This is a genomic window from Gluconobacter albidus (assembly GCF_002723915.1).
Classification (GTDB): Bacteria; Pseudomonadota; Alphaproteobacteria; order Acetobacterales; family Acetobacteraceae; genus Gluconobacter; species Gluconobacter albidus.
Genome location: NZ_BEWL01000004.1, coordinates 192,303 through 212,093, shown reverse-complemented (window position 1 = coordinate 212,093; position 19,791 = coordinate 192,303). Strand labels below are relative to the sequence as shown.

The window sequence follows — 19,791 nt, the reverse complement described above, 5'->3', positions numbered from 1 at the left end:
CAAGGCAGGAGGATTGTCTGAGGATTTGTAGGGCCAATTCAGGGTTTTACTGAAGTGCGGTGAAGATATCCGGAAGTCTGTGCAGACAGGTCGATACGGTAAAAACTTGCAATATAACCGAATTTCTGCTAATTTATGAAAGCATGGTAATTTATACCATTGTATTTCCAAAAAATTGAATTTCGGTGATGCCTGCTTAGACCGGCGTCAGTCTCGCTATGCGTATTGGGAGATTTATGCATTGAAGAAGATTGTAATCTTATTTCTTATATTTCCGACCTTCGCATTTTCTTATCCGATGTCTTATAAAGACAAGAATGGAGATTTTCAGCAGGTCACAGTAATAACAAAAGAAAATTCACAAAAAATCCCGTACGCTGAAGCATACAAAGACAATAACGGAGTGTGGAAGAAAACTCTGGTTGTGCAGGAAATCTGCGGGGTTGATGGTGGTGGTACGCCGGTCGCCTGTAATGGTCTTAATCAAAGCGATATTAACGTCCCAAATGGTATTGCCGGCCTCAATGATAATGGGAACGTGACTGCGAATGTTTCAACGCAGGCGCAATATACGGCAAGTAACGGGTCGCTGGTTTCTGCCATACAGGACAGCCTTGGGGCTGGCGCGCAGGATGCTCTGGCCGGTGATATAAATGCGATCTGGTTGGGGGGGTTTTCTCTTCCGGTCGTTTCTGGTGGGGCTGGGGATGCGGCAACCAGTGCGATCGTCAATATTGTTGCGCGCCCTTATGGTAATTACAACAATGGCTGCGCGCTGTGCGTGATTGCGACGGGGGGCACCCAGACGGACAGTGCGGGTCGTGCGGCCATTTCAGGCACCGACTGGCATGAAGGTGTTTCCGCCAACGCGGGCATGGGCGATATCGTGGGGTTCTATGAGCATCTCGACAATGCGCCAGCCCGCCTGATCCTTCCGGTCACGGCCTATACGGCCACATCCGTGACGCTGGCATCCGCGCTGACGGCGGAGCAGATCAATCAGCTGCGTGCAGGCATGTATATCTGGTCGAATTCCATTGATACGAGCCTGACGGATACGGGCAGTTCATCCGGTCAGATCCCGACCGCCCGTTTTTATGGCGGCTATGTCACGGGCTGGTCGGGCAATACGATTACGGTCAACGGCTGGTCGGTGTTCGAGCAGGCCCCTGGAACAGGGGCGGTTCCGGATGTGACGAAACTGGACACGTCGCTCTATTCCAGCCGTACGACACCGACGGTCTGGATTGGCTCTCCCGGCAAGGTTTTTGCCCGGAATGTGTATGCCAGCTATGTCGAGCCGACGGCAGGTGCGGAAACCTCTCTGGCGCATGAATACCAGGCTGAAGAGACGGATTTTGCGACCTATGCCAAGACGCCGCACAGCGTGAAGTATTCGGGATATGTGATTTCGCCGCAGTCCAACGGTACAATCAATGACGGCACCGAGTTCACCGAGGACAGCGCAGGCGTTGTGGTTTCAGGCAGTCTGCCGATCCAGATTTCGCTCTGGGGTGGTTGCAACAGCAGCGCGATCTATGGCCAATCGCTTTACGTCGCCAGTCATTGCTCCAGGTTTGATGCCAGTACGGCCGTTGGGAAGACCTTCACGCTGAGTGAGAATGTGGCCATCGCAGACGGGATGTCTTACCGGCAGATCACGCGGCTTCAGCAGGATGTGGCGGGTGCGAACCCGAACCTCTACGTTGGCCCTGTCGTAACGCCTGGCACCAATCCGAGTGTCACCAATCGTACCCAGAGCTGGTATGGCACGATCAGCGGTTATGTGAATGGCGCGATCAAGTATGGCATGTCGGACAGCTCGGTTGCGCTCTGCGGCTCAGGGACCAATTGTGGTTTGACTGTCAGCGGAAGTGGTGACGTCACCGTGGGGCCCGGGCATACGGTGCAGATCGAGCCCGCCACAGGGGATGGTGTGAATGGTGCGCCCTATTTTTCAGCGCCTTCGGGGAATACCCTGAAGCTGCAGGACAGTGGTGGGACGAATGCCAGCCTCTCCGTTACTGGAATGCTGAGCGCAAATGCGGGGACCACGCCGGGGTCAATGTCTGCGTCTGATCTCAACAACGTCTATCGTCCCGCTCAGGACGGAACCCAGATGTGGTGTTCGGATTGCAAGCTGAACGGCGTGACCGGTGTTGCTGCATTCTACCATGCCAACGGCACCAAATGGACCGATAGTCAGAATAATCCGATTTCGAATTAAGAGGGCGAAATTCTCACAGATTACAACATTTGTTTCATCACACGGAAATGCAGCTTCTGGAGCTGCGTCCGTGTGGTGTCAGGGAGAGAGGAGAACGAGAAGAAGACGCATGAACTGAAGATTCTTGGCGATAGAGAATGTCTGATCTGCTGTGCTGCGCTATGAATAGGCATGACGCCGCGAGCACAGCAGGTTCCGTGCCGGATTATATTATGGTTTTTCAGGACTGGTGGGAGCGTTGTCAGACCACATATCCCGATGAATCTTCCATTTTCCATCCTGCTTGAGCAGGACAATTGTTTGTTTTCCGCGCTCAATAACCTGACCTTTGGTATCGAGCATTCTGATCTGAGAGAGGCTTATGGCGGAGTTTTCACCGCCATAAATCTCGTAGTGATCGAATGTGGCGCCCCCGACGAGATCCGGCCGCAGGGTCTTCTCGAAATAGGCGAGGATTGCAGCACGACCGGAAACCGGATCGTCATTGGGCGGTAGCAGCCTGGCATCATCGGTGTAGAGACGTGAAATCGCCTTGAGGTCCCCTTTGGCGAGGTCAGTAGCAAACTGTTCGGTCACAGCTTTTACGGCAGCCGCATCAGGCGATTGCGTACTGGCTGCCAGGGCAGGGGTACAGTGCAGGGCGAAGGCTATGGAGGCACCCAGAAAAGAGGCGAGCGGCTTTGTAAATGTCATGATGGTTGTCCCGGTGTTAAATATGCGTGGAAGCTGTTGGATCTGTGGTTCAAAGCTGCGAACAACCGCCATCGACGACCAGTTCTGTTCCGATAACGTATCGGGATTCGTCGCTTGCGAGATACAGGACGGCGGCGGCAATTTCCTCGGCCCGGCCCATTCGCCCCAGAGGGACGCTCGCAGCGAACTGTGCTTTGAAGTTTTCTACTTCGGCTTCAGAAAGGCCGATTTTGTTCAGAAGCGGCGTTTCAATACCGCCGGGTGCGACCGCGTTGACACGGATTTTGTGGTTGAGCAGTTCATAGGACCAGCTCCGCGCGAATGATCGGACTGCCGCTTTGGCGGCGGCGACCAGAGACAGGCCATGTTTGCCGGTCTGGTCAATGAAGGACGTCGTCAGAATAACGGAGGCTCCTTCACGCAGCACGGGCAGCGCCGCCTGCATTGTGAATACGGCGCCTTTGACGCTGACATCCATGATGTCGTCGTATTGACGTTCATCAATCGACTGTAATGGTGTCGGAATGACATAGCCGGCATTTACAAACAGGATGTCGAGGCCGCCAAATGATTTGCGGACCTCGTCAGCAACGGATTTCATGGCGTCGACAGACCGGACGTCAGCAGCAAGAACGAGGGCTTCGCCGTCCAGTTCTGCATGCACATCCGCAAACCGGGTTTCGTCACGGCCGGTCACGGCAATGCGGGCACCTTCTGCGATAAACCGCTTTGCGGTCGCAAGGCCGATACCGCTCGTACCGCCCGTGATGAGGGCGGTTTTTCCCGAAAGTCTCATATCAGATCCCCATATTAGAAAAACGTGACAGGCGTTCCGGACGCGATCATCGTTCCCGTTGATCCTAGCGAAATGCGACATGACCTAAAGGACGTATTTCCCTTATTTTAAGACATATGACGCCGTATGTTTCAGGTGGCGTAAAACAAGGGAAATAGGTCCTTTTGGAAATTCTGATGTGCGATTACGTCTCAGAACCGTCCAGCAACCAGCCCTGTAGGGCCGGAGAGATGAGGAGACGGAAATGTCTGGAATTATTGGCGAGACGATCTCGGAAGAGTTGAGTGAGGACGGGCGTGCGCGTCGGCGCATGATGCTCATGGGCGGCGCTGCGATTGCCGCCACGGCGGCAACGCGCCTTTTGCCGGAAAGCGTACGGGCGGCTGTGCCGGGTACAGCCGAAAAGCCTATCGATTTTCTGTTCGCGATTTATCCGAACGGGACGCTTCTCGATTTTGCGGGTCCCAATGAAATCCTTTCGCGCATTCCCAATACGAAAATTCGTTTTGCCAGTCCTGAGGGCGGTTTCGTCACGCTGGAAAAAGGGATTGTTTTCGGGCCGACGGAAAAACTTTCCGATATCGACAAGGTCGATGTCATTTGCGTGCCTGGTGCCCTGAATCTTTCGGCCATGATGAAGCCCGAGATGCTGGGGCACGTCCGGCGTCTGTCCGAGACTGCGAGATATGTGACCTCTGTCTGCACCGGCTCGATCATCCTTGCGGCTTCAGGCGTCCTGAAGGGACAGCGGAGTGCCTGTCATTGGGCGTTTCTGAACGTGCTCAAGGAGTATGGGGCCATTCCGGATCCTGCGCGTATCGTGAAAGACGGCCGCTTCATGAGCGGCGGCGGGGTGACGGCTGGCATTGATTTCGGTCTGGCGATCGCGGCTGAACTCCGTGGGGCACAGGCTGCGCAGGAAGTGCAGCTTCTTGTCCAGTATGATCCGCAGCCACCGTTTCATGCTGGAAACCCTGCGGAGGCGCCCCCAGAAATTCGTGACGTCGTTTATAAAAAACTTCCAGGGTCTCAGGACGGTTTGATGCGTCCGGTTCTTTAGTCTGTAGAGAGCTGGTATGCACCCAAAAATGGTGCGTACCGGTTTCAGGCCGGAGGTGATTCAGGGATGTCGTCGGCAATCCATTCTCCATGGAAACCAAACGGCACACGAACCGGCAAGTGTATTGTAGCGACGGGTTCACCTGCGAAATCCTGTGCGTCCAGAATCACGACATCGCTCAGATTTCGGGCTGCATCATACACGTAAGACATGATCCAGCCTTCATCTTCGGCAAGGGCATCTGGCTTGCGCACGAAGATGGGCTCCAGTGTCATGCGGTCGGGGCCGTAATGATGTATTTCCGTGGTTCCCCGCAGCATGTCGTGTTTCATGGCCGGGCCAAAGCGCACGTCGCGGCCCCAGTGGGCTGTATAGCCGAAGCGATAGGACTGACCGCTGAACCGGTCATTGATCCGTGGAAATTCAGTGCCGTGATCGTCAAGGAGCGTTTCGCTCAACTGTCCGGAGCGGCGGTCGAGCGTCCAGCGGACGAGGGTGGGCGCTCCTTCGTTCGGGCCGTTGTGATCGCGGTCGAACATGCGGGGATGGCGAACAAGGTCAATGAGGGTCAGGTCGCCATCGTCATAGGCATTCACGAAATGGAAGACGAAGCAGCGTGGGGCTTCGAACCATTGAAGGGCGGTAACGTCTCCGTCGCGTGGCAACAGTCCGATCCGCGCATCCCGGCGCGCGTCCCAAAGCCAGGGAAATTTCGCTTCCGAGCGTTCGGGCTGAAACGTGACAGGAAGATCCGGTATGACGATGAACGATGCGGTAAATGCCATATCGTGGATCAGTGGAATATGAGGCAGGTTGATCCGCGCTTTTGTCGTGGCACGCCCGTTCTGATCGAGCGAAATATAACGAACGGGCTGTCCGGGTTCATACGTCAGGGCGTGATGTTCACCGGTCAGGGGGTCGAACTTTGGATGGCCGGTAAAGCCGGCTTCAAGCGTGCCATTGAAATCCGCACGTGCAACGCTTTCCAGTTCGTAGGTCAGTTCGACGGGCAGGCTGCCGGCTTCGACAACGGCGTATAGTTTTCCACCGACGCTGATGACGTTCGTGTTTACGCTGCCATCGCGCAAACCGGCCCCAGGCCCTCCGAGCGGTGGATATTTCAGAGCAGCGACCACGGCTGCGTCCCGGACATAACGGCTGCGATACCACTCCGCCCTGCCGCCCCGCAGGCGCAGGCCGTGCGCCATTCCCGAGCCTGAAAACCAGTGGTAACGTGCGGGATCCGGGGTGCCGGCGGGGTTAGGACCGATGCGAAGCAGGCGACCGTTCAGTGCTTCGGGAATACGACCGGTCACTTCCAGATCGAAAGCGGTCGTTTCAACTTCGATCGGTTTGAAATTCCTGGCGAGATAGGGCGCGCCTGAGTGCGTGGAGGCATGGGATTTCGGGATCAGAGTCATGACGATGTCCTATGTGATAGTTCATCACATCATCATTTGTTGATCCGGTGTCAACTTAAATGTTATAAGTCATCACATGAAGCAAGGCGCAGGCATACAATCCTCCGGTTCTCGCAGGACCTATCATCATGGTGATTTGCGGAAAGTGTTGCTCGATGCCGCCCGGGCGGAAATTGCCGCTCATGGGGCGCAGGGGCTTTCCATGGCATCGCTGGCACGCAGGGCTGGCGTGGCGCAGTCGGCGCCGTATCGCCATTTCAGTGACCGTGAAGACCTTCTCGCCGCCGTTGCGACGGATGGGTTCGAACGGTTCACCGAGGCTCTTCTCAAAGCCGCATCGGACGGTGCTGAAGAGACGGCGCTGAAACGGATGGCCGTGGCCTACCTTGTGTTCGGGGAAGGGAATGTGGAGCTTTATCGCCTGATGTTCGCATCGGGTCTGGTTCCGGGGGCTGCACCCGACAGCGCTCTCAAACGTGCAGCGACCGCAAGTTTTCAGCCGCTGCTGGAGCGCGTTACGGCTTCGGACCCGGAGGCTTCGCATCTTTCGGCACATGTCAGGTGGGGGCAGCTGCATGGGCTGGTCATGCTGAAGGCCGACGGGTTCATTCATGATCCGCCAGAGGCATTGCTGGGCGTCCTCTCTATTTGAGAGCATGCCCTTGTCATCACTCAGAGGGCACTGTCCTGACGGCCCGCGCGCCGGATCGCCTGTGGCGGATGACCGTGCAGCTTGACGAAGGCGCGGCGCATGCGTTCCGGATCGGAAAAACCAACGGCTTTTGCGATCTGTTCGATTGGTTCCGACCCGCTTTGCAGGCGGCCACAGGCTGCTTCCACGCGCAGACGTTCAACCGCTCTGGCCGGTGTCTCGCCGGTCTGGCTGCGAAATGCGCGCCCGAACTGCCGGACGCTTAACCGGGCCGCTTCGGCCAGACGTTCAATCGGCAGGGGCTCGACCAGATGGTCGCGCGCGAATGCCAGCGCCATGCGGATCCGGTCTGATTCCGGTTCCATCCGGGACATGGCCGAAAACTGTGACTGCCCTCCGGATCGGCGATAAGGGACGACAAGTTCACGTGCGACGTTGCGTGCAATTTCGATGCCGTGGTCGGTTTCGATGAGGGCTAGTGCCAGGTCAATCCCTGCGGAAATCCCCGCAGATGTCCAGACATTGTGGTCCGAGATGAAGATACGGTCGGCCTCAACCCTGATCTGGGGATAGCGCTGTTGCAGTTCTGGTGCGAGGCGCCAGTGGGTCGTTGCACGGCGACCGTCGAGCAACCCGGTTTCTGCGAGGAGGAATGCACCGGTACACACACTCGCAATACGGCCAGTGTTTGCCGTGAGATTTTTTGCGGCTGCGATGACGCCGGGGTTTTGGAAAGCCTCGATGTCTCCGCCGATGAACAGAACCGTGTCGAAAACCGTGCTGAGGCTGGGTTGGGTGTCGATGGGCATCCCCGAGCTCCCGACGACGATGCCGCCGGGTTCGGAGATGACCGTCAGCCGGTAGGCCCCACCCTCAATGAGGGTGTTGGCCTCTTCGAAAGCCCCCAGAGGGCCTGCGAGATCGAGAATCCGGTGGTTCGGGCAGACAAAAAATCCGATGTGATGCATAGGCCTTATTTAAGGGAAAAATGTAATTCAGGCCATGTGTTTCTTTTCAGGGGCGGAGGGAGAAGGCGCAGACGCGGGGATTGCCACCTCGTGGTAGTGCGAAAGCGTTTCTTTCAGTCCTTCGCTGGAAGAAAATGCTGCAATATAGCCGTCTGGTCGGATCAGGACCCACTCGTTGCCGTCGAGGCCATAGGCCTCGGCAATGAAGCCGTTATCGTCCACAACATCTCCTCCGTCGCCGACGGTTATGATGCGAAGGCCAGAGCTGGCGGCTGGACGGTTCTGAACATTTTGTCCCATCAAAATCCATTCGGGGCCCTGAAAGAGGGTGAACAGTCGGGTCTGCTGACCGTCTGGAGTGCGGCATGGTGCATCTGGCGCGCGATCGCCGGCCTTGATCCGCGCCGTTTCAGCCCGCTCGGACTGCGACAGGGAAGATGCGCGATAGCCAAGGTCCATCTGCCGGACTTCACGATTGCGGCGCATCCTGCCGTCTCGTGCCTCGCCCAGCATGCGAGTCGAGAGATCCAGCATGTCGCTGGCGATCGGCCGCCGTTCCTCTTCATAAGTCTCGAGCAGGGCGTCCGGTGCGCCTTTGAGGACAGCAGCCAGTTTCCAGCCGAGGTTATAGGCGTCCTGAACACTGGTATTGAGCCCCTGGCCACCGGTAGGCGGATGAATATGGGCAGCATCACCTGCCAGGAAAACGCGTCCGACACGATAGCGGTCCGCAAGCCGGGAACTCATGGAATAAACCGATGACCATACGACCGATTGCACGACAATATCGTCACGGTCACTGCGATCCCTGAGAAGGCTTGTCAGGCCCTGAGCGGAGAGGTCCACCTCTCCTTCCAGAGGTACGGGCGCCTGGATCTGGAACAGTTCGGTTCCGACGAGCGGGCAGACCATGATCTGGGTTGCGGCAGTTCCAAGCTGGAAGCGATGCCAGGCGAGCCGATCCAGCCCGGTGAGGTCCACATCGGCAACAAGCGCGCGGACACCCAGGGACTGGCCGGGGAAACCGATCCCGAGCGCATTCCTGACGAAACTGCGTCCGCCGTCGGTTCCGATGAGGTATCGCGCCCGCAGAGTGTGCGATCCCGTTGCATCCTGAATGCGGGCTGAGACGCCATCTGCGTCCTGCTCAAAGGCTGTCAGCTGGCAGCCGAAACGGGGCTGTTGCCCCAGTTCTGCAAGGCGCTCGCGCAGGACAGCTTCCGTGCGGAACTGCGCGACCATGAGGGGATGTGCATAAGGTTCTGCCGGGCTGGGAGTTGTCCTGTCCTCGCTCAGGGACGTTTTCTCACGGCTTCCATCCGCACGATAGACGAGGAGCGGGGGGTATGGGCCGCCCGCCTCCATAAGTCTGTCGAGAAGGCCGAGATCCTCGAAGATTTCCAGTGACCGCGGTTGAAGGCCTTTTCCCCGCGAGCCACCGAAGGGCTGCGCGTTCTGCTCGATCAGGATGGAGTCAATTCCATGTCGTGCGAGGTCGATAGCCAGGGTCAGGCCTGCTGCTCCTGCGCCGCAGATCAGAACGTCCGTATCAAAAGCCATTGGCTTCTCCAGTAAACAGCGTGTAATATGCACATATCACCATTAAATTGGATAAAGCAATAATTACGTGAAAAATACACACGACTCCAAGGTCCTGCAGGAATTGCACAGCGCGCTCATCGACCTTGTCGACGAAATCAACCGTCCGCGCCGGGATGATCGACTGATCGAAGAAGCGGGGCTCCCGCTTGATCGGGCATTGTTTCCGCTCCTCGCCCGTGTCGGCAGATATGGACCGATTGGCGTGGTGGAACTTGCGGACCGGACGGGTCGAGATCACACGACAGTGAGCCGCCAGATGGCGAAGCTGGAGTCCCTTGGGCTGATTGAACGTCAGCCTTCGATAAAGGACAGGCGTGTCCGCGAGGCCGTGGTCAGCACGCGCGGGAGAGAGATGATTGCAGTGCTGAACCGGGCGCGCGAACGGCTGGCCAATCGCATCCTCGCGTCATGGACGGATGATGACCTCGACCAGCTGGGAAAATTGTTGCGACGCTTTGCGGACGATCTGATGCGCTGAAGCGTTTATGGTGTCGGAAGGCTGCTTTCGACCAGGGTCATTTTCTGCCGGTCGATGGTCCACAGGTGATGGCTGGAGATAACGTCCCAGTCGAAGGCCTGTCCGCGTGTGGGCAAATCATATGTGCCGACATGAAGGAGGCGCCCGCCAGCATCCGGAAGGGCGAGAACATAAAGGCTGGGGGCGTCATGTCCGGAGACATAGAGGCGGCCATCCTGACCCCAGTGTCCGCCCGATGCGCTGTGATGGCCGAAGCTGTTGAGGACGTCTTCGGGAAACAGCCACTGCTCCTGTGTGACGAAATGCGGATCCATCCGCACAAGCAGTGTGGAGCGGTGGTCACGGGGAGCTTCGCCGCCATCGCCGTCGTAATTTGCGAAACATGCCCACCAGCTTCCGTCATGCCAGTCGATCCAGGTGAGCGATCCGCGTCCGGGGCCGAAACTGTGGCTGCGGAGGTGACGCATGGTCTTCGTGTCGAACCACTCGACAGAACTCCACATCGGAACATTGGGATAGTTCGACATCGCGCAGACCAGTTCGGTCCCCTGCGTTTCGCAGCTGTTGATATGGATGAAAACCCTGCGATCACCCGACCATAAGCCTACACGCTGGCCTGTTCTTCGGTCGTATTTGCCGATTGTGCTGTTTTCGATGGCGTAGAGAAACCGGGGATCGTTGGCGACACCCTGCGTGGCTTCCCGTGCCGGCACGGTGCGCAGAATCTTTGCCGCACCCAGCATGGGGGCTGCCTCCTGAGCGAGGGCTGGGGCACTGACGGACGCGGTGAGGAGGAGGGCGAAAAATGACGGAACAAGCGTTTTCATGAGATCAGAAATCCGGCTGGAAGCGGAGGCCGAACCAGACGCTGCGTCCGGCGGGATGACGGTCCTGGATCAGGTTTTCACGCGGCCCCATCCGGGTTTCGTAACCTTCCCCCGTCAGGTTCTGGACCTGACCGGTGGCGGAAAGCCATTTGTAGAAACGGTAGCTGACCTGAAGGTCGAGCTGTCCGCGCTCCTGAAGCCACATGTCCTGCCAGCTTGCCGTGCCGGACGTGGAATAGAGGGACTTTCCGATCCGGTTATAGGCGACGCGCGCCTCGAGATGTTTGTCGGCATAAAACAGTGAGGCGTTATAGATGTGTGACGGCTGGTTCGAGAGACCGTGTACCCTGCGCTGCGAGCCGTCGTCCATGGTTTCCTCGTAGAACCCCTGAAGGAAGGTCGCGTTGAAGGAAATACCGAAATTCTTCAGAATTCCGGGCAGGAAGCCGAAGCGTTGACGCATGAACTGCATTTCGACGCCACGCATGCCCGCACCGGAGGCGTTGAGGGGTTCGGAGACGACTGCAGCGTAAGTGCTCCCGTCCATCACGACATTGCCGTATGATGTGCGTGTATAGATTTCGTCGTGAATGTCTTTGTAGAAGATCCCGACCGTTACGAGGGTGTCCTTCTGCGGATACCATTCATAGGACAGGTCGTAATTCCAGGAATGACGGGGTTTGAGGTTCGGGTTGCCCTGGGAAATATTGACGGTCGCGCCGTCGAATGTGGTGCTTGTCGCGGCGCCGTAGTCTCCGTAGTTGGGGCGACCGACCGTCTCGGTGAATGCCGCGCGCAGCTTCATTGTGGGGCTGACGTTGAATGAGGCCAGAACCGAGGGGAGGAGATAATCGTAACCGGCGCCGCGCGTTTCGAACTGGTAATCGGTGACGCCGGAATTTGTTACGCCATTGAAATTTCCGATGTCGGCGCGTGTGTGGTCCCAGCGGAAGCCGCCCTGAAGCGAAACGTAGCGGTTGTGCCAGCCGGTCTGGAAGTAGGCGGCAGTGATGGACTCCTGAAGGTGATAGTAGGCTGGTTTGGTCGTTGACGTTGTGTTGGTGGTTTTGAAAAGAGATTTGTCGTTCAGGAGCTTGTTGAGGGCTTCCTGATAATTAAAAATGGGGAATTTCAGCCCCGGAGCGGATTCCAGCGTCAGGACCTTGCTCGCGAGTACTTCGTTCATGTTCCCGATTTCAGCAGCGGTTATGGCATCTTTCGGGATCCACTGGGTGTAGGTTTCACTGTTGTCCACATGTGTCATCGTCTGGGTGACGCCGGCATTCAGCCAGAAACCATGCCCGACGTCCCATCGCCAGTCGCCCCTCAGAAACCGTACGTCATTCTTGACGTGGAAGCCGTAAAACCGCCAGTAGCGCGGGTTGTAGTTGTTGGCGTCATTGGCCGCGGAGAGGTCGTTCAGGGCAATGACCGGAGCGCCGTTGTTGATGGAATAATTATATCCGTAGGCAGACTGGTATGTTGTCTTGTTCGTGTTTTCGTTCATTCCGGTGTTGTATTTGATCATGGTGCGGTAGCTGTCGTCCCAGGCGATGGAGTCTGACGCGAGGAAATTCAGGTGCATCCGGTCGTTGATGTCGTAATGGATCTTGCCGTTGACGAACCATGTCCGCTGCGTCTCGGGCTGTTGTGTGATTCCGAACTGATACTGGCCGGTCGTGACGGAACCGGTGTCGGGGGTTGCGCCCTGCGTCCATGTGCCTGAGGGCATCGAAAGCGCTTCGTTGCGCGTTTCCTGATCGAGTGTGTGGAAGTAGCCGCCAAAAACCGACAGATCGAAGCGGCTGGACGGGCGATACTGGAACTTCCCGGTCAGGCTGTAGCGCCGATAGGCGTCATCAAAAGCATAATCCTGCGAACGCACGGGAACAGCGTTGCCTTTTGCAGCCTGTGCGTCCGTGTTGGTAGGGGAGCCCACGGATGTTCCCGAGGTGCTGTAATAGTTCCAGCCGTCACCTGTCGTATCGCCCGGCAAAATCGCGTGCGAGGCGGAATGAAGTTCCTGATAGTTGCCGGAAAGGACGAAGCCGAATTCCTTGTTCTTGCCGAATACGCGCGTCAGGGCGCCGTCGACGCGCCAGTTTTCGTGCATCGGCTGGACGACACTCCCGGCAAGATTGTTCCATCCGCCGAGAAGCTGCGTATCGAAACTGTTGCCGTAATCGAATGCGCTTTTCGTCACCATGTTGACCTGACCGCCGATCCCCTGCGGATCGTTATAGGCGTCCACAGTTTTGAGAACCTGGAGTTCGCCCAGCATGGACGATGGGATGAGGTCCAGCCGTGCGCCGCGATAGGTATTGTTGGCGCTGGCAAGCTGGGCACCATCAATGGTGATGAGATTGTAGGAATTGTCGAGGCCGCGGATCGTGATGTTTTCGATATTGTTGTCCGACCGGTTGTCGTCCGTGCTCGGCATAACCGAAATGCCCACGATGCGCCGGGCCGCCTCGACCACGCTCAGATCGGGCACCGTGCGCATCTGGGCCGCGCTGAGCGTATCGACGATCTGCGAAGCGTAGCGCTTGGTCGAGGTGTTGTCCCGCTTTCCTGTGACATTCACGTTCTCGCTGACGGTTGCATCCCGTCCAAGGCGGCGGGCAGAGGCTGTTTTGACGCCGGAAGCTGCGGCTGTCTTGCGAAGACCGATGACAATCAGTCGGTCATGCGTGGAAATTACTTCAAGTCCGGTTCCGGCCAGAAGTTTCTCCAGAGCGGTTTGACTGTCCATGCTGCCCTGAACGGCATTTCCGGTGATGGACTGGCGCACGGGATCGGCCAGAATGATCTGCATATTGGCCTGCCGACCATAGGCAATGATCGCGCGGGAAATCGGCATGCGTCCGATATTGAATGCAGTCGATTGCGCAAAGGCCCTGTGGGGTACGAAACCGCTGGCGAGGCAGGTTGTCGAGAAGGCAAGAGCAGAAAGAAATCGTGTATGATGGATAAAGCGAGACACAGCAGGTTCGATCCCCGTTCGGCTACGTTCGCTTCAAAGATGTAAAAGATCGAAAAATCCGCCGTTGTGTTTGTGTGAAGCTTTTATGGCGTCACGAACGCATGATTCCGGTCATGAAATTGCAATGTTTTCTTTGGAAATACTGAGGCGGACACCAAATATTTCCCTGAGAACGCGGGCGAAACCGAGAGGGTCGTCAAGCATGAAGATACCGCTGATTTTCCGGTGCGCGCAGGCAGATCCGGTCAGGATAATCTTTCTGGCATTGTAACGGTTCAGTTCGGAGATGGCCTCTACGACATCCACGGACTGGAATTCGAGTTTGCCCTGACTCCAGGCGACAGCGCGCTCCATGTCGTCGTCGCAGAGGGTTGTAACCGTAATGGAACGGGGGGTGGTCTGGATCCAGTCCCGTGCATGGAGATGGCGGTCCATCCGTTCCTGCACGCAGTGGCTCAGGGCGTGACCCTGCAGCACGAGGGCATCGCTGTCGGTTCCGGCTGCATGAGCAATCAGTTTGCTGGAAGGCTGCAAGGCGATGAAAAGCCCGTTCATGTTGATCGGGAGGGACACGCGGCGTGCTGCCAGACTCATGCGCCCTGTGAGCAGGTCGAACGCAGGGCGGCCGGTATTGCGGCGAATGCGCAGGATCGTCCCCTGATCGAGAACGATCTCGCCGCATTCCGGCTGGGTGACGTGCATCAGCCCGGAGGCCGCGTGGAAAATCTCCGAGGCATCTGCGGAGCGATGCGGGATCAGGCATGTCCCTGCGATCCCGGCCGCTACGGCCGTACGGATAAGCGCGCGCCTTGAAAGAGCGCGGGGCGGGACGGGAGCGCGAAGCGGCATGCCCTGAAGCGCGGCCATGCGGCCTGCTGACATCCAGAGGCTCTGCGCACGCACGAAGGCTCCGCGATGGCGCACGTCTTCTGCGAGCCAGCGCTGGAGGGCTGCGGCATCGGAAACATTCAGAGGGGCGTTGTCGAGGCGTGCGACCCAATCGAAGGCGACCGCATCAATCGAGCCTATGCTCGTGTCATCATGGCTCAAAGGAGGGTCGTAACCTTCTTCATCGGGGCGGGGCGCGTTTTCGGGGGTGTCGGCCGGTCGTCGCAGAATAGTCGGCTCAGTGCGCGCAGACCACGGGCGACCTGTTTTTCGACAATATTTTCCGAAATGCCGAGCCGTTCGGAAACCTGACGTTGTGAAAGTCCTTCCAGTTTCCTCAGCAGAAGGACCTGACGACAACGTTCGGGGAGGTCCTGCATCATGTGATGAAGCCGTTCGAGTTCCTGCCGGGCTTCGATCGTCCGGTGAGGACATGAGGCATCGTCCGCGATGCCGTGGACGTCGAATTCCGCCAGTGCCGTAATGGAGACAACCTTCGCCCGGCGGTACTGCTGGAGGACGATATTCCGGGCGATCCGGAAGAAATAGGCTCTGGGCGTTTGTATTGCTGCGACTTCGACATCGAGCAGAATGGCGTAGCACTCCTGAATGACGTCGTCGGTGTCGATATCACGAAAACCGCGCAGCCAGCGGCGTACGTCCGGTTCGTGAGGCAGGATCTGCTGCGAAATCCAGACGATCCGGTCATTGCAATGGAAATCCAAGGCTGACACAGCTCCAAAAAATGACGTCATGACAGACTGGCGATGCCTGCCCCGAACCGGGCCGGTTTCAGCCAGCCGGAGAGGGACGGACGGACGGAGGAAGAGAGGGGGAGCGCGCGGCGGGTACTGTCCCTGAAGCGGAATCATATCCGGGGCTTTCCGGGTCTGCCGGGTCGGGCTGCGCTGACGTCTCGGGCGGCAGGGCGCTCTCCCGCCATGCCCGATAGACAAGGTCGCGCAGCATGGCCGCCGCCGCTGCGGTGCGCTCGTAAACCAGGTGACGCGCAGCCTTGTTCTGCGGGTCTTTGAGGGCGCCGGACTGGTCGAGAGCGTAGACCGTTTCGACATCCCGATGTGACTGCGCGAGATAGGCAAGAACGAGGTCGAAGACGTCGCCGCTCTGATGCCCGAGTGGTGCGAGGTGCTGCTGCAAGTCCCGTTCGGTCAGGTTGATCATTTCGACGTAATCGGACTCGAAACGGCCATGGACATTATGGTCTCGGGTATAATGATGCGGGTTGGGGCCAACCCAGCCGTCATGATGGATCGTGACATGTAGGGGTTGCGATCCGTCGGCGACGTAATGCCCCATCCAGGCCACTATGAAGGCGGTATCGGTCTGAAGGGCCGATGGATTATGTCCGGCGGCCTGCGCTTCGCGGATCGCGCGCATATCTGCGACGAGGTGTTCGTATCCTTCGACCACGGCGTAAGGCAGTGTACCGGCCCAGCGGACGTTCATGCGTTTTGCTTCGGGCGAGCCGAGGGCTTCGAGGCGTTCATGTTCGCGGTACAGCGCAAGAATAAAGGCGACGCGCGAGCGGGGGATCGTTTTCAGAAAAGCGGACTGTTCGCGAAACCAGCCATGATTGGGGTCTTCGGCCATCTTTGAAAACGGCTCGCTCGCAGCCCGCCAGCTATCCGGAACGCTGGCCGAATCCGCGATCAGCGAGACCTGTTTTTTGAGGTAAGTCGGTCCGTCATCCGGAAGGGCGTTGATTGCGGTGCTGTCGATGAGGGAATGCGCTCTCTCCCCCCAGGAATAGGCCTTCAGCGGAACGCAGGCACATGCGCCCAGAACAGCAGACCATAAGAGCTTGTGTGAAAGCACGGCAGGGCGATCCGATCGGACGTTTTGCGAAATGACCTTGTAGGGAGCGTTTGGCTCTGTGTGTGTGACGGTTTGATGATCGTTCTTCTGCGTCTGCAACACATGTCCGGGGTCTCGCGTGATGAAGCGCCCGTCATTGGATCAAGGAAATGTGTGCTCCATTCTGCACTTGATCTTCGGGCGCTTCTCCAGCACTGTCGCGCCTGTCAGGGGAGTCCCGCCCAAGGGACTGAGAGGCCAATTGGTGACGTCGGGAAACCGGCGCCACGGTGAGGCGACCCTTTGAACCTGACCCAGTTGATGCTGGCGTAGGAAGACCGGAGGGCGTGTCCCTCTCGGGCCGATCTGGCCTTTTCCGTGTCCGTTATTGGGCACTGGGGGCGGCGGCTCCCTTTCTGCCTCACGTTTCTTGGGTCTTTTCGAGTGCGCTTGAGGAGACACCACATGAACGCTTCCATTCCCGCTATTACGACCGGCCCTCTGCCGGCCTCCAGCAAGATCCATGTCCGTGGCGTGCATCATGACATCGCGGTGCCGCTCCGGCAGATTGCGGTTTCGGGTGAATGTCCGCTGAATGTCTATGACAGTTCAGGCCCCTATACCGATCCCTCCGTCAGCATCGACATCGCAAAGGGCCTGTCGGACAGCCGGGGAAACTGGCTGCGCGATCGTGGAGACGTGGAAGAGTATGAAGGGCGGACGATCACGGCAGCCGATAACGGTTTTGCACAGGGTGACCGCCTGACTCCGAGCTTTCCGCAGCAGCGCCGTCCCCTGCGGGCTGTTGGAGATCGCGCCGTCACACAGATGGCCTATGCCCGTGCGGGTGTCATTACGCCGGAAATGGAATTCGTCGCCATCCGCGAGAATATCGGCCGGACGGAAGCCCTGAAAGAAGCGCGCGACGGCGAGGATTTCGGAGCCAGCATTCCGGATTTCGTGACGCCGGAATTCGTACGGCAGGAAATTGCCTCGGGTCGCGCCATTATTCCCGCCAATATCAATCACCGCGAACTCGAACCGATGATTATTGGCCGTAACTTCCTTGTGAAGATCAATGCCAATATCGGTAACTCGGCCGTGACGTCTTCGATGGAAGAAGAAGTCGAGAAAATGGTGTGGTCCATCCGCTGGGGCGCGGATACGGTCATGGATCTCTCGACAGGCCGCAATATTCACAACATCCGCGACTGGATCATCCGCAACGCACCTGTGCCGATCGGGACGGTTCCGCTCTATCAGGCGCTGGAGAAGGTTGGGGGAATTGCGGAAGACCTGACATGGGAAATCTTCCGCGATACGCTGATCGAACAGGCGGAGCAGGGGGTGGATTATTTCACCATCCATGCCGGTGTCCGCCTGCACATGATCCCGCTGACGGCCCGCCGCGTGACGGGTATTGTTTCCCGCGGTGGCTCCATCATGGCAAAATGGTGCCTGCATCATCATCGCGAGAGCTTCCTGTACGAACATTTTGATGAAATCTGCGACATCTGCCGCCGTTATGACGTCTCGTTCTCGCTGGGTGATGGTCTGCGTCCCGGTTCGATCGCGGATGCCAATGACGCGGCGCAGTTTGCAGAGCTGGAAACCCTTGGTGAACTGACAAAAATCGCCTGGGCGAAGGACTGTCAGGTCATGATCGAAGGGCCGGGTCATGTGCCGATGCACAAGATCAAGGCCAACATGGACAAGCAGCTTGAGCACTGCCACGAGGCACCGTTCTACACGCTTGGCCCGCTAACGACCGATATTGCGCCGGGTTACGACCACATCACCTCCGCCATTGGTGCGGCCATGATCGGCTGGTTCGGCACGGCGATGCTCTGTTATGTGACGCCCAAGGAACATCTGGGCCTGCCGGACCGGAACGACGTCAAAACCGGCGTCATCACCTACAAGCTTGCAGCCCATGCGGCGGATCTGGCGAAGGGGCATCCGGGCGCGCAGATGCGTGACGATGCGCTGTCCCGCGCGCGGTTCGAGTTCCGGTGGGAAGACCAGTTCAATCTGGGTCTGGACCCCGATACGGCGCGGTCCATGCATGACGAGACCCTCCCGAAAGAAGCGCACAAGGTCTCGCATTTCTGTTCGATGTGCGGGCCGAAATTCTGTTCGATGAAGATCTCCCATGACATCCGGGCCGAAGCGGAAAAGCAGGCCGGGATGGAAGAAATGGCCGGGAAGTTCCGGGAAGGCGGCGAGCTTTATGTTCCCGTGACGGAACCGGCGGAATGATCCATTCCGTCCTGGGGGAGGGGGTTGCGGCGCTGTGTTGCGCCACGGCCCTTTCCGACCGGGGTCTTGACGTGGAAGTCATCGTCCCGGAGGGCAGTCCAGAGGCGGCGTCACGGTTTGCGGGGGGAATGCTGGCCCCGTTCTGCGAGGGAGAAAGCGCGCCCGACCTGATCGTGGCGCAGGGGCAGGCGGCGGTGGACTGGTGGGCGGCCCATGTTCCGGGCGTCACAAAGCGTGGCACGCTTGTCGTCGCCCCGCCGCGTGATGGCGCCGAACTGGATCGTTTTGCGCGTGCCACGCAGCAGCACGACTGGGTCGTCCCCGGCGAGCTGGAGCCGGATCTGGACGGGCGGTTTGCACGCGGACTGTTCTTCCCGACCGAAGCGCATCTGGACCCGCGCAAAGCGCTTGCCAGCCTGCGCGACAGCCTGCTGGCGAAAGGCGTGACCTTCCGTTCCGGGGCGCCACGCGGTCATGTCGTGGACTGCCGGGGGATGGCATCGCGGGACAGTCTCGCCGATCTGCGCGGCGTGCGGGGGGAAATGCTGATCGTGCATGCCCCGGACGTGTCGCTGACGCGGCCGGTCCGGCTGCTGCATCCGCGCTTTCCCTGTTACGTCGTGCCAAGGGATGGGGATCGGTACATGATCGGGGCGACCATGGTGGAAAGCGCCCGGCCCGGCCCGGTGACCGCGCGAGCGGCGATGGAACTGCTTTCGGCGGCCTACACGCTTCATCCGGGCTTTGCCGAGGCTGAAATCCTTGAACTGGGCGCGGGACTGCGCCCGTCCTTTCCGGACAATATCCCGGCCGTGCGCCATGTCGGGGGGCGGAGTTACGTCAACGGGATGTACCGCCACGGTTTCCTGATGGCGCCCGTCTGCGCCGAGCGGCTGGCGGCAGAACTTGCGGAGATTTATGCGCATGCGGATTGATCTGAACGGCGAAATCGTCAGGACACAGGCCCGGACGCTGGCCGACCTGCTGATCGAACAGGGTTTTGAAGCCCCCTGCGTGGCCACGGCCCTGAACGGCGATTTCATTGCCCGTTCCATGCGTGAGGCAACCCGTCTGGACGAAGGCATGAAGGTCGAAGTCCTGTCTCCGATGCAGGGAGGCTGA

General features: G+C 58.4%; 17 protein-coding genes and 1 riboswitch. Of the genes, 7 read left to right on the top strand and 10 right to left on the bottom strand.

What is annotated here, in order from left to right; genetic code table 11:
• Positions 1-403 precede the first annotated feature (403 nt).
• Entirely contained in the window at positions 404-2,227 is a 1,824-nt protein-coding gene (locus GAL01_RS07425) for a hypothetical protein (RefSeq protein WP_062028526.1), read from the top strand.
• 210 nt (positions 2,228-2,437) lie between these two features.
• Here the strand turns inward: GAL01_RS07425 and GAL01_RS07420 are convergent, their stop codons facing one another.
• Complete coding sequence (locus tag GAL01_RS07420) at positions 2,438-2,920, bottom strand: YybH family protein (RefSeq protein WP_169926411.1); 483 nt, start codon at positions 2,918-2,920, stop codon at positions 2,438-2,440.
• A gap of 49 nt (positions 2,921-2,969) precedes the next feature.
• Positions 2,970-3,716, bottom strand: a complete 747-nt coding sequence (locus GAL01_RS07415; protein WP_062028522.1) for an SDR family oxidoreductase — start codon at positions 3,714-3,716, stop codon at positions 2,970-2,972.
• A gap of 244 nt (positions 3,717-3,960) precedes the next feature.
• Here GAL01_RS07415 and GAL01_RS07410 point away from each other — a divergent pair, with 244 nt between their 5' ends.
• A complete protein-coding gene (locus GAL01_RS07410; RefSeq protein ID WP_062028520.1) occupies positions 3,961-4,776 on the top strand; it encodes a DJ-1/PfpI family protein in 816 nt (271 codons plus the stop codon).
• Between the two features lie 44 nt (positions 4,777-4,820).
• Here the strand turns inward: GAL01_RS07410 and GAL01_RS07405 are convergent, their stop codons facing one another.
• A complete protein-coding gene (locus tag GAL01_RS07405) occupies positions 4,821-6,197 on the bottom strand; it encodes a carotenoid oxygenase family protein (protein WP_062028518.1) in 1,377 nt (458 codons plus the stop codon).
• A gap of 148 nt (positions 6,198-6,345) precedes the next feature.
• Here GAL01_RS07405 and GAL01_RS07400 point away from each other — a divergent pair, with 148 nt between their 5' ends.
• The gene (locus GAL01_RS07400) at positions 6,346-6,849 is read left to right on the top strand and encodes a TetR/AcrR family transcriptional regulator (protein WP_197458967.1); all 504 of its coding nucleotides are present in this window, start codon (positions 6,346-6,348) and stop codon (positions 6,847-6,849) included.
• Positions 6,850-6,869: 20 nt separating this feature from the next.
• Here the strand turns inward: GAL01_RS07400 and GAL01_RS07395 are convergent, their stop codons facing one another.
• Together GAL01_RS07395 and GAL01_RS07390 are read right to left on the bottom strand one after the other, a co-directional pair.
• Positions 6,870-7,817: a GlxA family transcriptional regulator gene (locus GAL01_RS07395; RefSeq protein WP_062028514.1), complete on the bottom strand. Its 948-nt coding sequence runs from the start codon at positions 7,815-7,817 to the stop codon at positions 6,870-6,872.
• A gap of 27 nt (positions 7,818-7,844) precedes the next feature.
• A complete protein-coding gene (locus GAL01_RS07390) occupies positions 7,845-9,377 on the bottom strand; it encodes an FAD-dependent oxidoreductase (RefSeq protein ID WP_062028512.1) in 1,533 nt (510 codons plus the stop codon).
• A gap of 67 nt (positions 9,378-9,444) precedes the next feature.
• Here GAL01_RS07390 and GAL01_RS07385 point away from each other — a divergent pair, with 67 nt between their 5' ends.
• The gene (locus tag GAL01_RS07385; protein ID WP_062028510.1) at positions 9,445-9,897 is read left to right on the top strand and encodes a MarR family winged helix-turn-helix transcriptional regulator; all 453 of its coding nucleotides are present in this window, start codon (positions 9,445-9,447) and stop codon (positions 9,895-9,897) included.
• Between the two features lie 5 nt (positions 9,898-9,902).
• Here the strand turns inward: GAL01_RS07385 and GAL01_RS07380 are convergent, their stop codons facing one another.
• The 5 genes from GAL01_RS07380 to GAL01_RS07360 form a co-directional block, all read right to left on the bottom strand.
• Positions 9,903-10,724, bottom strand: a complete 822-nt coding sequence (locus GAL01_RS07380; RefSeq protein ID WP_062028508.1) for a hypothetical protein — start codon at positions 10,722-10,724, stop codon at positions 9,903-9,905.
• A gap of 4 nt (positions 10,725-10,728) precedes the next feature.
• The gene (locus GAL01_RS07375; RefSeq protein ID WP_062028506.1) at positions 10,729-13,584 is read right to left on the bottom strand and encodes a TonB-dependent receptor; all 2,856 of its coding nucleotides are present in this window, start codon (positions 13,582-13,584) and stop codon (positions 10,729-10,731) included.
• Positions 13,585-13,818: 234 nt separating this feature from the next.
• On the bottom strand, positions 13,819-14,757 hold the full coding sequence (locus GAL01_RS07370) for a FecR family protein (protein WP_062028500.1): 939 nt from the start codon (positions 14,755-14,757) through the stop codon (positions 13,819-13,821).
• Positions 14,754-15,320, bottom strand: coding sequence for an RNA polymerase sigma factor (locus GAL01_RS07365; protein WP_062028498.1), 567 nt, complete (start codon positions 15,318-15,320; stop codon positions 14,754-14,756). The genes GAL01_RS07370 and GAL01_RS07365 overlap by 4 nt, the downstream gene beginning before the upstream one ends.
• A gap of 67 nt (positions 15,321-15,387) precedes the next feature.
• Positions 15,388-16,431, bottom strand: coding sequence for a phospholipase C/P1 nuclease family protein (locus GAL01_RS07360; protein WP_062028536.1), 1,044 nt, complete (start codon positions 16,429-16,431; stop codon positions 15,388-15,390).
• A gap of 198 nt (positions 16,432-16,629) precedes the next feature.
• Positions 16,630-16,763: riboswitch (TPP riboswitch) on the top strand.
• A gap of 112 nt (positions 16,764-16,875) precedes the next feature.
• Between GAL01_RS07360 and thiC the strand changes: the two genes are divergently transcribed.
• From thiC to thiS, 3 genes are read left to right on the top strand one after another with little or no spacing between them, the layout of a single operon-like run.
• Positions 16,876-18,669: a phosphomethylpyrimidine synthase ThiC gene (gene thiC / locus GAL01_RS07355; protein WP_062028496.1), complete on the top strand. Its 1,794-nt coding sequence runs from the start codon at positions 16,876-16,878 to the stop codon at positions 18,667-18,669.
• Positions 18,666-19,604, top strand: coding sequence for an FAD-dependent oxidoreductase (locus GAL01_RS07350; protein ID WP_062028494.1), 939 nt, complete (start codon positions 18,666-18,668; stop codon positions 19,602-19,604). The genes thiC and GAL01_RS07350 overlap by 4 nt, the downstream gene beginning before the upstream one ends.
• Complete coding sequence (gene thiS, locus GAL01_RS07345; RefSeq protein WP_062028534.1) at positions 19,594-19,791, top strand: sulfur carrier protein ThiS; 198 nt, start codon at positions 19,594-19,596, stop codon at positions 19,789-19,791. Before GAL01_RS07350 ends, thiS begins: the two co-directional genes overlap by 11 nt.

Coding starts and splice junctions, on each gene's coding strand:
- GAL01_RS07420 (WP_169926411.1), bottom strand. CDS start 2,920: ATGACATTTACAAAGCCGCTCGCCTCTTTTCTGGGTGCCTCCATAGCC.
- GAL01_RS07415 (WP_062028522.1), bottom strand. CDS start 3,716: ATGAGACTTTCGGGAAAAACCGCCCTCATCACGGGCGGTACGAGCGGT.
- GAL01_RS07410 (WP_062028520.1), top strand. CDS start 3,961: ATGTCTGGAATTATTGGCGAGACGATCTCGGAAGAGTTGAGTGAGGAC.
- GAL01_RS07405 (WP_062028518.1), bottom strand. CDS start 6,197: ATGACTCTGATCCCGAAATCCCATGCCTCCACGCACTCAGGCGCGCCC.
- GAL01_RS07395 (WP_062028514.1), bottom strand. CDS start 7,817: ATGCATCACATCGGATTTTTTGTCTGCCCGAACCACCGGATTCTCGAT.
- GAL01_RS07390 (WP_062028512.1), bottom strand. CDS start 9,377: ATGGCTTTTGATACGGACGTTCTGATCTGCGGCGCAGGAGCAGCAGGC.
- GAL01_RS07380 (WP_062028508.1), bottom strand. CDS start 10,724: ATGAAAACGCTTGTTCCGTCATTTTTCGCCCTCCTCCTCACCGCGTCC.
- GAL01_RS07375 (WP_062028506.1), bottom strand. CDS start 13,584: ATGCCGATTTCCCGCGCGATCATTGCCTATGGTCGGCAGGCCAATATG.
- thiC (WP_062028496.1), top strand. CDS start 16,876: ATGAACGCTTCCATTCCCGCTATTACGACCGGCCCTCTGCCGGCCTCC.
- GAL01_RS07350 (WP_062028494.1), top strand. CDS start 18,666: ATGATCCATTCCGTCCTGGGGGAGGGGGTTGCGGCGCTGTGTTGCGCC.
- thiS (WP_062028534.1), top strand. CDS start 19,594: ATGCGGATTGATCTGAACGGCGAAATCGTCAGGACACAGGCCCGGACG.